Annotated in this window: 5 protein-coding genes and 1 pseudogene; 3 read left to right on the top strand and 3 right to left on the bottom strand. The window is 66.3% G+C overall.

Annotated features, from left to right (window positions below):
* Positions 1 to 17: 17 nt before the first annotated feature.
* From HDC96_RS02200 to HDC96_RS02210, 3 genes are read right to left on the bottom strand one after another with little or no spacing between them, the layout of a single operon-like run.
* The gene (locus HDC96_RS02200; RefSeq protein WP_179458557.1) at positions 18 to 3,191 is read right to left on the bottom strand and encodes a multidrug efflux RND transporter permease subunit; all 3,174 of its coding nucleotides are present in this window, start codon (positions 3,189 to 3,191) and stop codon (positions 18 to 20) included.
* A 15-nt stretch (positions 3,192 to 3,206) separates the two neighbouring features.
* Complete coding sequence (locus HDC96_RS02205) at positions 3,207 to 4,484, bottom strand: efflux RND transporter periplasmic adaptor subunit (RefSeq protein WP_179458558.1); 1,278 nt, start codon at positions 4,482 to 4,484, stop codon at positions 3,207 to 3,209.
* The gene (locus HDC96_RS02210; RefSeq protein WP_179458559.1) at positions 4,484 to 5,143 is read right to left on the bottom strand and encodes a TetR/AcrR family transcriptional regulator; all 660 of its coding nucleotides are present in this window, start codon (positions 5,141 to 5,143) and stop codon (positions 4,484 to 4,486) included. The genes HDC96_RS02205 and HDC96_RS02210 overlap by 1 nt, the downstream gene beginning before the upstream one ends.
* A gap of 347 nt (positions 5,144 to 5,490) precedes the next feature.
* On the opposite strand from HDC96_RS02210, the pseudogene HDC96_RS02215 reads away from it, so the two are divergent.
* The 3 genes and pseudogenes from HDC96_RS02215 to HDC96_RS02225 all read left to right on the top strand — a co-directional run.
* Positions 5,491 to 10,383: pseudogene (locus HDC96_RS02215) on the top strand (NAD-glutamate dehydrogenase domain-containing protein); the annotation flags it as partial.
* Between the two features lie 348 nt (positions 10,384 to 10,731).
* On the top strand, positions 10,732 to 11,502 hold the full coding sequence (locus HDC96_RS02220) for an NAD kinase (protein WP_179458561.1): 771 nt from the start codon (positions 10,732 to 10,734) through the stop codon (positions 11,500 to 11,502).
* A 79-nt stretch (positions 11,503 to 11,581) separates the two neighbouring features.
* Positions 11,582 to 12,529, top strand: a complete 948-nt coding sequence (locus HDC96_RS02225) for a 5'-nucleotidase (RefSeq protein ID WP_088434636.1) — start codon at positions 11,582 to 11,584, stop codon at positions 12,527 to 12,529.
* Positions 12,530 to 12,562: the final 33 nt, after the last annotated feature.

Consider the following 12,562-nt stretch of genomic DNA (forward strand, 5'->3'; position numbering starts at 1 on the left):
GGGCTGCCCCTTGTCCATCAACGATCCGGACGGTGCGCCGTGTTGGCTTCGCCCTGGCGCTCCAGGAACTCCTTGGACGGTTCGTCCAGCTTGTCACCCAGCATGCGGCGGACCACCACGAAGAACACCGGGATCATCAGCAGACCCAGGAAAGTGGCGAACACCATGCCGCCGATCACGCCGGTACCGATCGCGTGACGCGCGTTGGCGCCGGCACCGGTGGAGATGGCCATCGGCACCACGCCCATGATGAAGGCGAACGAGGTCATCAGGATCGGGCGGAAACGCAGGCGCGAGGCTTCGATGGTCGCCTCGCGCAGGTTCTTGCCCGCGGCCCGTTGCTCCACCGCGAACTCCACGATCAGGATCGCGTTCTTCGCGGCCAGGCCGATCACCGTGATCAGGCCGATCTTGAAGTACAGATCGTTCGGCAGGCCACGTGCCAGCGAGAAGGCCAGCGCGCCGAGGACGCCCAGCGGTACCACCAGCAGCACCGCCACCGGGATCGACCAGCTTTCATACAGCGCGGCCAGGCAGAGGAACACCACCACGATGGACAGCACCAGCAGCAGGGTCGCGGCGTTACCGGCCAGGATTTCCTGGTAGGACATGCCCGACCAGTCGTAGCCGAAGCCTGCCGGCAGGTCATCGTTGACGATCCGCTCCATTGCCTGCATCGCCTCGCCCGAGCTGCGCCCGGCCGCCTGCGAACCGACGATGTTGACCGCCGAGTAGCCGTTGTAGCGGCTCAGCGACGGCGGTGCGGACACCCATTCGGACTTCACCACGGTGCTCAGCGGAATCATCGCCTGCGTGCCGTCGGGATTGGTCTGCAGCGTGCTCGGCGTGTAGAAGCTGTTCAACGACTCCGCGCCGGTACGGTACGGACCATCGGCCTGCAGGGTCACGCGCTTGATGCGGCCTTCATAGAAGAAGTCGTTGACGTACACCGGGGCCAGCATCAGCTGGATGGTGCTGTAGACGTCCGAGACCGACAGGCCCATGGTCTGCGCCTGCACGCGGTCCACGTGCAACTGCAGCTGCGGCGCGTTTTCCAGGCCGTTCGGGCGTACGCCGGTCAGCAGATCGCTTTCCTGCGCAGCCTTGCCGAGCAGGATGTTGCGCGCCTGCGTCAGCTGCTCATAGCCCACGCCGCCACGGTCCTGCAGCCACATGTCGAAGCCGCCGAACTGGCCCAGGCCCTGCACGGTCGGCAGGTTGACCACGAAGATCTGCGCCTCCTTGATGCCGAAGAACGCGCCGTTCATGTTGTTGATGAACTCGGGCACCGTGATGTCACGGTCCGCCCAGGGCTTGAGGCGGATGAAGCCCATGCCCACGTTTTCACCGGAACCGACGAAGCTGAAACCGGCCACCTGCAGCATGCCTTCGAAGCCATCCTGCTTTTCCAGGATGCCGCGCATCTGGGCGAACGCGTGGTTGGTCTGCGACTTGGTCGAGCCCGGCGGCAGCTGCACGATCGCCAGCGCATAGCCCTGGTCTTCTTCCGGCAGGAAGCTGCCCGGCATGCGCGTGAACAGGAAACCGCACAGCGCGGTCAGCACCACGAACAGGATCATCCAGCGCGGGGCGTGCTTCACCGCCGAGGTGATGTGGCCCACGTAGGTGTTGCTGACCTTGTCGTAGTACTTGTTGAAGGTGCGGTAGACGATGTTCGGCTTGTCGTTGTGCGTCGGCTTGAGGAACGTCGCGCACAGCGCCGGGGTGAAGCCCAGCGCCAGGAACGCCGAGAAGCCCATCGCGATGGCGATGGTCAGCGCGAACTGCTTGTAGATCTCACCGGCGGCACCACCCTGCAGGGCCGACGGAATGAACACCGCGGCCAGCACGACCGTGATCGCGACCACCGCACCGGTGATCTGGGTCATGGCCTTCTGGGTGGCGGCCTTGGGCGGCAGCTTCTCCTCGGTCATGATGCGTTCGACGTTCTCGATCACCACGATGGCGTCATCGACCACGATGCCGATCGCCAGCACCATCGCAAACAGCGTCAGCTGGTTGATGGTGAAACCGATGATGCTCATGCCCAGGAACGTACCCAGCAGCGCGACCGGGATGACCAGGGTCGGGATCAGCGTGGCGCGGAAGTTCTGCAGGAAGATCAGCATCACCAGGAAGACCAGCGCGACCGCTTCGATCAGGGTCTTCACCACTTCCTCGATCGAGATCTTCACGAAGGTGGTGCTGTCGTACGGCGAGAACCAGCTGACACCGGCCGGGAAGCTCGGCGACAGCTCGTCCATCTTGGCGGTGACCGCGTTGGCCACGTTCAGGGCGTTGGCACCCGGCAGCAGCTGGATCGCGAAGGCACCGGTCGGCTTGCCGTTGTACTGAGTGTCAAAGCCGTAGTTGTTCGCACCGAAGGCGATCCGGGCGATGTCCTTGAGCAGCACGCGCGAGCCGTCGGTATTGGCGCGCAGGATGATGTTCTCGAACTCTTCCGGCGAGCTGAAGCGGCCCTCGGCCGAGACCGTCGCGGTGAAGTAATGCCCTTCCGGCGAAGGATCCGAGCCCAGCGAACCGGCCGCGAACTGCACGTTCTGGTCCTTGATCGCAGCCAGCACCTGGGTGGCGGACAGGCCGTAACCCTGCATCTTTTCCGGGTTGAGCCAGATGTTCATGGCGTACTCGGAACCGAACTGCTGGGTGCTGCCCACGCCGGGGATGCGCGAGATCTGGTCGAGCACGCGCGAACCGACGATGTCGTTGAGGGCATCGCGGTCGATCGACGCGCTGTCGGACTGCAGGGCCACCACCATCAGGAAGCCGGCGTTGGCCTTGGCCACCACCACACCCTGCTGGGTCACTTCGGTCGGCAGGCGAGGGGTCGCCAGCGAGACCTTGTTCTGCACCTGCACCTGGGCGATATCGGCATCGGTGCCGGTCTCGAAGGTCAGGGTGATGGTGACGCGGCCGTTGGAGGCCGAGGAGGAGCTGAAGTACAGCAGGTGATCGATACCGGTCAGCTGCTGCTCGATCACCTGGGTGACCGACTTTTCGGCGGTGTCGGCGCTGGCGCCGGGGTAGGTGGCGCTCACCGTCACCTGGGGAGGTGCGATGCTCGGGTAGGACTCCACGCCCAGACCCAGGATCGAGATCACGCCCGCAAGCGAGATCAGGATCGCGACCACCCAGGCGAATACCGGGTGTTCAATGAAAAATTTAGGCATGACGGAGGATTCCCGTTATTGCTTGTTCGGTTCGGCAGCCGGAGCGGCGTCGGACGTGTCTGCGGCGGCGTCGGCCGGCGCGGCAGCGGCATCGGGCTTGGCAGCCGCCGCCGGAGCGGCCCCTGCCGGAGCAGCACCCGCCGGCGCCTGGCCATTGCCGTTGCCGGCGGCCGGGTTCCACGGGGCGGCCTTGGCCGGCGCGCCTTCCTTGACCTTCTGCACGCCGGCCACGATGACCTGGTCGCCGGCATCCAGCCCGCCACTGACCAGCCAGTTGCTGCCCTGCTGGCCTTCACTCTTCACGTTCTTGCGGATGACCTTGCCGTCCTTGCCCACGACCAGCACATAGCCGCCGGTGGTGTCGCGCTGCAGCGCCTGCAGCGGCACCAGGTAGGCGTTGTTGCGCTCACCCAGGGTCGCCTGGAAGCTGACGAAGGCGCCCGGCAGCAGGATCTGCTGCGGGTTCGGCAGCACCGCGCGCAGCGAGACCGCGCCGGTGGCCGGGTCGACCGTGGTCGAGGAGAAGTCCAGCGTGCCCGGCTGGTCGTAGAGCGTGCCGTCGGCCAGCTTCACCTGCACGGTGGACTTGCCGTCTCCGCTCAGGGCCAGTGCGCCCTTGGCCTGGGCCGCGCGCATCTGGGTCAGCTCATCCACACTCATCGAGAAGTTCACGTACAGCGGGTCGAGCTGGTCCACGGTGGTCAGCAGGGTCACATCGCCCTGGCCGACCAGCGCACCTTCGGTGACCTGCTGCTTGCCGGCGCGGCCGCTGATCGGCGAACGCACTTCGGCATAGCCGAGGTTGATCCGCGCGCTGGCCAGCGAGGCCTGTGCCTGCTGCACGGCGGCAGCGGCGGTGCGCTCGGTGGCTTCGGCGGCATCGAGGTCGGACTTGGAGACGTAGGCCTGCGGGGCCAGCGAGCGGGCGCGGTTGGCGGCGGCCTTGGCATTGGCGGCGGTGGCCTGGGCCGAGGCCAGTTCGGCCTGCGAGGCATTCAGTGCAGCGCGCAGCGGTGCCGGGTCGATCAGGAACAGCACTTGGCCTTCCTTCACGTCCGAGCCTTCCTGATAGACGCGCTTGAGCAGCACACCCGGGACGCGGGCACGCACGTCGGCGCTGCGGAACGGCGACAGGCGGCCGACCAGCTCGCGCTGCAGTGGCAGGGTCTGCGGCTTGGCCTCGATCACGCCCACCTCCGGCGGCGGCGGGGCCTGCTGCTCTTCCTTCTTGCAGGCGGTCAACGCAAAGGCGACTGCGCACGTCAGGGCAAGGGTGCGGAGTGGGGCGATCATCAGGAGAAGCTCCGGTGTTGGTTTGAATGCGAAGCCGTGGCGGCTTCGGGCGCAGCGAAGGCGCGCAGGAAGCTGTCGACGGAGAATTCTGCCCAGCGGCGGCGCACGGCGGCGTCATCGCGGTGGGGGATGTGGAAACGTTGTTTCTCGAAATCCAATCCGGCGATCATGCTCAATAGCAGTTCAGCCATGAAGTGCGGGTCGTCATGCCTCAATTGGCCCTGGGCGGCCCGCGTTGCCAGCCATTCAGAAACATGAAGCGCCAGTGCCCCGGCGCCGTCCTGGTAAAGGGTACGGGCTTCCTGGGGGAACTGACTGGATTCGGTTGCGATCAGCCGCCGGGCCTGGACCACGTGCGGTTGATTGAAGTGGTCCAGGTAGTCGTTGGCGAACTGCAGCAGGCTGCCACGCAGGTCATCACCGTCGAGTGAGCGCAGCCCGGCGGTGGCGCGGCAGACATGCCGCTGCATCACCCGCCTGAGCAGTTCCTGCTTGCTGCCGTAGCGGCTGTAGAGCGTCTGCTTGGAGCAGCCCGCGTGCTGGGCCACCGCGTCCATGCTCAATTGCATGCCCTGGCTGGCCAGCAGGTCGCGCACGGCATCGAACACGCGGTGATCGCGCGCGTCCAGGGTGCTGGCGGCGGGGTGTGGGGGAGTCACGCGGTGGACTATACCGTCCAGTTCAGAATTGTAGAAGCCTTGTCTTTCCGTCGTTTTTGATACCCAACATCAAGTTGCAACGGAAGTGGCCGACGCTGCGCTCCATAGAATGCCGACATGCATGTCCGTACCCGGCCGAATTGACACCGCCGATGTAAACGCCACCCAACCCGAAAGACCTTATTCCGTCCTGCAGCAAGGTATTTCTGTGCGGTAGGCCTACAATTTCATTTTCCCAACTGAGCATCACGCACCGCTCCGTCATGAAACCGCAAAAACCAGCAGCCAAGACCGTGAAAAACAAATCCAAACCAGCCGATACGCAGACTGTTTCGCCAGTGGGCTTCTCGCTGGAGCCGGTGTACACGGCCTTGCGCAAGCGCTACCCGTCGGCCGGGCAGGCCGAGGCAGTGGCTTTTGCCGCCGACTTCTACAAGCGCATGGAGGCGGACGAGTTCCCGCACCACAGCGCGGAAGAGTGGGCCGCACTGGCAGCGGACACGCTGGAATTCGCGCGTGTGCGCAAGTCCGGCAAGGCCAACGTCCGCGTGTTCAACCCGACGCTGAAGAGCAACGGGTGGGAGTCGCCGCATACGGTGCTGCAGATCGTCAACGACGATATGCCGTTCCTGGTGGACACCGTCACGATGTCGCTGGCCGAGCATGGCATCGGCGTGCACGTGCTGGGTCACCCGGTGATCCGCTTCGCGCGTGACAAGGCCGGCAAGCTGGCCGGCGTCAGCGACGGCACCGCCGAATCGGTGATGCTGCTGGAGATTGACCGCCAGCCGGCCGAGGCCATGGCCGACGTCGAGAAGGCGATCATCAAGGCGCTGGACGAGGTGCGTGCCATCGTCCGCGATTGGGACGCGATGCGTACCAAGGCGCAGAGCCTGGCCGACGACCTGGGCAGCCGCCAGCTGCCGGTCGACGCCGCCTCGCGCGCGGAAGCGCAGGAGTTCCTGCGCTGGGCCGCCGACAACCACTTCACCTTCTTCGGCTACCGCGAATACCGCGTGGAGAAGCAGGGCAAGGAAGACGTGCTGGCACCGCTCAACGACACCGGCCTGGGCCTGATGCGCGGGCAGGACAAGTCCGCTGCACGCCCGGTCAAGACGCTCGCCGCGCAGGGTCTCAATGCCACCACCGGCCTGAAGGACGCGCTGATCCTGACCAAGACCAATGCCCGTTCGCGCGTGCATCGCTCCGGTTACATGGATTACATCGGCGTGCTGGAATTCGACGCCAAGGGCAAGATCATCGGCGAGCAGCGCTTCCTGGGCCTGTTCACCTCCAGCGCCTACAACCGCCGCCCGTGGGAAATCCCGCTGGTGCGCCAGCGCCACGAATACGTGATGAGCAAGTCCGGCCTGGCGCCGAGCAGCCACAGCGGCAAGGCGCTGCGCCACATCCTGGAAACCCTGCCGCGCGAAGAACTGTTCCAGTCCAGCGAGGACGAACTGTTCCGCACCGCCATGGGCGTGCTGGGCCTGCAGGAGCGCGTGCGCAGCCGCCTGTTCCTGCGCCGCGACAAGTACAGCCGTTTCATCTCCGCGCTGGTGTACCTGCCGCGTGAACGTTTCAACACCGATGTGCGCCTGCGCATCGAGGCGATGCTCAAGGACGCCCTGCAGGGCGAGTACGTGGACAGCTCGGTGGTGCTCGGTGAGTCGCCGCTGGCCCAGGTGCACCTGATCGTGCGTCCGAAGGCAGGCCAGACCCTGGAAGTGGACACCAGCGCACTGGAGCAGAAGCTCGCCCAGGTGCTGCGCAACTGGCAGGACGATCTGCGCGAAGCGCTGGTCGCCCGCCACGGTGAAGGCGAAGGCCTGCGCATCGCCGCGCGTATCGGCAAGGCGCTGCCGGCCGGCTACATCGAAGACTCCAGCACCGAGATCGCCGCCAACGACGTCAGCCAGCTGGATGCGCTGACCGGCCCGGACGATCTGCGCCTGAGCCTGCAGGCCGTGCAGCGCGAAAGCGGCGACGGCCTGCGCCTGAAGCTGTATCGCCAGCTGGACGACATTCCGCTGTCCGATGCGCTGCCGATGATGGAAAACATGGGCCTGCGCGTGATCTCCGAGCGTCCGTACCGCCTGACGGTCGACAACGCCCCGGTGTACGTGCAGGACTTCGAAGTGGAATCGGTGGCCGGTGCGATCGATGCGCCGAGCGTCGACGCCGCCTTCGGTGAAACCTTCGCCCGCGTGTGGCACGGCGATGCCGAGAACGACGGCTTCAACCGCCTCGTGCTCGCCGCCGGGCTGCACTGGCGCCAGGTCGCGATGCTGCGTGGCTACTGCAAGTACCTGCTGCAGACCGGCGTGCCGTTCTCGCAGGCCTACGTGGAAGGTACCTTCACCCGTTACCCGCTGCTGGCCCGCCTGCTGGTGGAGCTGTTCGAAGCCCGCTTCGATCCGGCCACCGGCCACGAGAGCAAGGACGCGATCGCCGAGGGCCAGGCCCAGCTGCGTTCGCACCTGACCGTGCTCGCCGGCGGTGACGAAGCCACCCTGAAAGTGCTCAAGACCGTGGTCGATGCGCGCAAGGGCGACCGCACCGTGCAGATGGATGCCGCGCGCGATGCGCTGCTGAAGCTGATGGACCGCGTGTCCAGCCTCGATGAAGACCGCATCCTGCGCAGCTTCATGGGCGTGATCGATGCGACCCTGCGCACCAGCTACTACCAGACCGATGCCGAGGGCCGTCCGGGCCACGTCATCAGCTTCAAGTTCGATTCGGCGCTGGTGCCGGACCTGCCCAAGCCGCGCCCGTACCGCGAAATCTTCGTGTACGGCCCGCGCGTGGAAGGTACCCACCTGCGTTTCGGTGCCGTCGCCCGTGGCGGCCTGCGCTGGTCGGACCGTCGCGAAGACTTCCGCACCGAGGTGCTGGGCCTGGTCAAGGCGCAGATGGTCAAGAACACCGTGATCGTGCCGGTCGGCGCGAAGGGCGGCTTCTTCGCCAAGATGCCGCCGGTCAACGGCGACCGTGATGCGGTGTTCGCCAACGGCGTGGCCTGCTACAAGCTGTTCATCCAGGGCCTGCTGGACATCACCGACAACATCGTCAACAACAAGATCGTGCCGCCGGTGGACGTGGTCCGCCACGACATGGACGACCCGTACCTGGTGGTGGCGGCCGACAAGGGCACCGCGACCTTCTCCGACATCGCCAACGGCCTGGCCGTGGCGCACGGCTTCTGGATGGGCGATGCGTTCGCCTCCGGTGGCTCGGTCGGTTACGACCACAAGGGCATGGGCATCACCGCCCGCGGTGCGTGGGAGTCGGTCAAGCGCCACTTCCGTGCGCTGGGCCGTGACAGCCAGAGCCAGGATTTCACCGCGGTCGGCGTGGGCGACATGTCCGGCGACGTGTTCGGCAACGGCATGCTGCTGTCGCGCCACATCCGCCTGGTCGCTGCGTTCGATCACCGTCACATCTTCCTGGACCCGAACCCGGATGCGGCCACGACCTTCGTCGAGCGCGAGCGTCTGTTCACCGTGCCGCGTTCCAGCTGGGCCGATTACGATGCCAAGCTGATCAGCAAGGGCGGCGGCGTGTACCCGCGTACGCTGAAGTCGATCGAGATCACCCCGCAGGTCCGTGAGGTACTCGGCCTGGACGAGGGCATCAAGTCGATGACCCCGAACGACCTGATGAGCGCGATCCTGAAGTCGCCGGTCGACCTGCTGTGGAACGGCGGCATCGGTACCTACGTCAAGGCGGCCAGCGAGCAGCACAGCGATGTCGGCGACCGTGCCAACAACGCGCTGCGCGTCAACGGTGGCGAGCTGCGCTGCAAGGTGGTGGGCGAGGGCGGCAACCTGGGCATGACCCAGCTGGGCCGCATCGAAGCTGCCCAGGCCGGCGTGCTGCTCAACACCGACTTCATCGACAACTCGGCCGGTGTGGACACCTCCGATCACGAAGTCAACATCAAGATCCTGCTCAATGATGTGGTGCGGGCCAAGAAGTTGACCGTCGAACAGCGCAACAAGCTGCTGGCCTCGATGACCGACGAAGTGGCCGCGCTGGTGCTGATGGACAACTACCGTCAGAACCAGGCGCTGAGCCTGATGGAACGCATGGCGGTCAAGCGCCTGGGCTCCAAGCAGCACTTCATCCGCACGCTGGAACAGCAGGGCCTGCTGGACCGCCAGATCGAGTACCTGCCCTCGGATGCGGAACTGTCCGCACGCAAGGCGCGTGGCCAGGGCCTGACCCGTCCGGAACTCTCGGTGCTGTTGTCCTACTCCAAGCTGGTGGCCTTCCAGCAGCTGCTCGAGTCGGACATTCCGGAAGATCCGTACCTGTCCAAGGAACTGCAGCGCTACTTCCCGACGCCGCTGCAGAAGAAGTACGCCGATGCGATGGAGCGTCACCGCCTGAAGCGCGAGATCATCGCCACGGCCGTGACCAACCAGACCATCAACCGCATGGGCGCCACCTTCCTGATGCGCATGCAGGAAGACACCGGCCGCACCGTGGCCGAGGTCGCCAAGGCGTACACGATCAGCCGTGAAACGCTGGACGCACGCGCCCTGTGGGCACAGATCGACGCCCTCGACGGCACGCTGCCGGAGTCGGTGCAGATCGACGCGCTGGAAGTGATCTGGAAGCTGCAGCGTTCGTTCGTGCGCTGGCTGCTGTCGCGCCCGGGCGCCATGCCGGGCATCACCGAAGCGGTCAACCGTTACCAGGCCGCCTTCAACGATATCCGCGTGGCCTCCGGCGTGCTGCCCGATTCGCAGCGCCCGGCTTACGAGGCGAGCGTGCAGGAGTGGAAGGAGAAGGGCCTGCCGCCGGCGTTGTCGCAGCAGCTCTCGGAACTGCAGTTCCTGGAGCCGGCGTTCGACATCATCGAGCTGGCCCGGACCCGCAAGCTCAAGCCGGTGGACGTCTCCAAGGTCCACTTCCGCCTGGGCGATGCCCTGCAGCTGCCGTGGCTGTTCGAGCAGATCGACGCGCTGGAGGTCAACGGCCGCTGGCACGCCGTGGCCCGTGGCGTGCTGCGCGACGAGCTGGCCGCCCACCATCGCAACCTGGCTGCCCAGGTCCTGTCGATGAAGGGCAGCAGCGCCGAAGCCAAGGTCGCCGCCTGGATAGGCCGCGACGACAGCAGCCTGCGCTTCACCCTGGCGATGCTGGCCGAGCTGGCCGAGCAGAAGACCCTGGACTACCCGACCGTCTCGGTTGCGGTCCAGCGCCTGGGTCAGCTGGCCTCGCATGGTGCGTGAGCATGGTGCGTGAGCGCATTCGCGCTGACGCCCCACGGTTTGCTTTGCAAACCGTGGGCCCCATGCAAACGATGACTCCAGACCCCCGCGCCTTCGGCGCGCCCCCCTGACTCAGGGGGGCTCTGCTCCAGAGGGATGGGCGGGGTCTGGTAACGGCATTGCATGAGAAACACACGGCTCCGCTTCGGCGGGGCCGTTTTTTCATGTCGGTTCCCGGCATCCGGTAGGTACCGACCGTTGGTCGGTGCGGACGCCGACATGACCGGCGCCCCACGCCACGACCCACGGTCGTGGCCTACCCGGGACGTGGCGGGTATGCTCTGGCGAACCCGCCCCACCGGATGTTTGATGAGCGCTTCCCCCCGTATCGCCTTCCTGGCCAGTTCCACCGAAGCGGCGCAGCTCGCCTTGGCACAGATGCGGGCCCGCTATGGCGACTACACGCCCGAGCAGGCCGAGGTGCTGTGTCCGCTCGGGGGCGATGGCTTCCTGCTGCAGGCGCTGCATCGCTACGGCGCGCTGGGCAAACCGGTGTTCGGGATGAAGCTGGGCACGGTGGGGTTCCTGATGAACCAGTTCCGTGATGACGACCTGCCGGCACGCCTGGCGGCGGCCGAGCCGGCCAACCTGCGCCCGCTGGAGATGCTGGCGCTGACCGAATCCGGCACGACCACCGGCTCGCTGGCCTACAACGACGTCTCGCTGCTGCGCCAGACCCGCCAGGCCGCGCACATCGGCATCGACCTCAATGGACAGGAACGCGTGGCCGAGCTGATCGGTGACGGCGTGCTGGTCGCCACCCCGGCCGGCAGCACCGCCTACAACTACTCCGCACACGGCCCGATCCTGCCGCTGGGCTCGCACACCATCGCGCTGACTCCGTTGGCCCCGTACCGTCCGCGCCGCTGGCGCGGGGCGATCCTCAAGGCCGACACCGAAGTGCGGTTCCGCGTGCTCGACCCCTACAAGCGCCCGGTCAGTGTCACCGCCGATTCGCATGAAACCCGCGATGTGGTGGAAGTGACCATCCGCGAATCGCACGAGCGCCGCGTCACCATGCTGTTCGACCCGGAGCACAATCTGGAAGACCGGATCCTGAGCGAGCAGTTCATGTTCTGACCGGGCACGGCCGTGGTGGCCATGCTCTGTGGGAGAATGGCTGGCCGGCCGCTGCGGCCGCATTGGATTGCTGATTGCCATGGGCGACAACACCCCCCGCTTGCTGACCGTTGCCGTGACCTCGCGGGCCCTGTTCGATCTGGAAGAGGGCCACGCGCTGTTCGAGGCCGAAGGCGTCGATGCCTATGCCGAGTACCAGCGCAAGCACGAAGATGATGTGCTGCGCCCGGGCGTAGCCTTCCCGGTGGTGCGCAAGCTGCTCGCGCTCAACCAGGGCCAATCGCCGGAACAGCCGCGGGTGGAAGTGATCCTGCTCTCGCGCAACTCCGCCGATACCGGCCTGCGCATCTTCAATTCGATCCAGCACTACGACCTGGGCATCATCCGCGCGACGTTCACCGCGGGCGAGCCGACCTGGCCGTATGTGAAGCCGTTCGGTACCGACCTGTTCCTGTCGGCCAACCCGGAGTCGGTGCGCCGCGCGCTGCTGCACGGCATCGCCGCCGCGACCATCCTGCCCAAGCCGCCGGGCGAGACCATCGCTGCGGCCGAGCAGGTCGATCTGGGCCGTCCGCTGGGCCAGCTGCGCATCGCCTTCGATGGTGATGCGGTGATCTTCGGTGATGAGAGCGAGCGCATTTCGCGCGAGCAGGGCGTGGAAGCCTTCGGGCGCCACGAGCGCGAGAACGCCCGCGAGCCGCTCAGCGGAGGTCCGTTCCGCAACTTCCTCTCGGCCCTGCACACCCTGCAGGCCGTATTCCCGTCGGGCGAGGATGCGCCGATCCGCACCGCTCTGGTGACCGCGCGCTCGGCGCCGGCGCACGAGCGCGTGATCCGCACCCTGCGCGAATGGGGCGTGCGCCTGGATGAAGCGCTGTTCCTCGGCGGCCGCCACAAGGGGCCGTTCCTGGAAGCCTTCGGCGCGGACATTTTCTTCGACGATTCCCAGCACAACATCGACAGCGCGCTGCAGCACCAGAGCGTGGCGGCCGGGCATGTGCCGCATGGGGTAGCCAACGACGGCTGATGCACCGCCGGGAGGTGCGTGGGGTCCATGTAC

This window comes from Stenotrophomonas sp. JAI102 (genome assembly GCF_013409105.1).
GTDB classification, from domain to species: domain Bacteria; phylum Pseudomonadota; class Gammaproteobacteria; order Xanthomonadales; family Xanthomonadaceae; genus Stenotrophomonas; species Stenotrophomonas maltophilia_AA.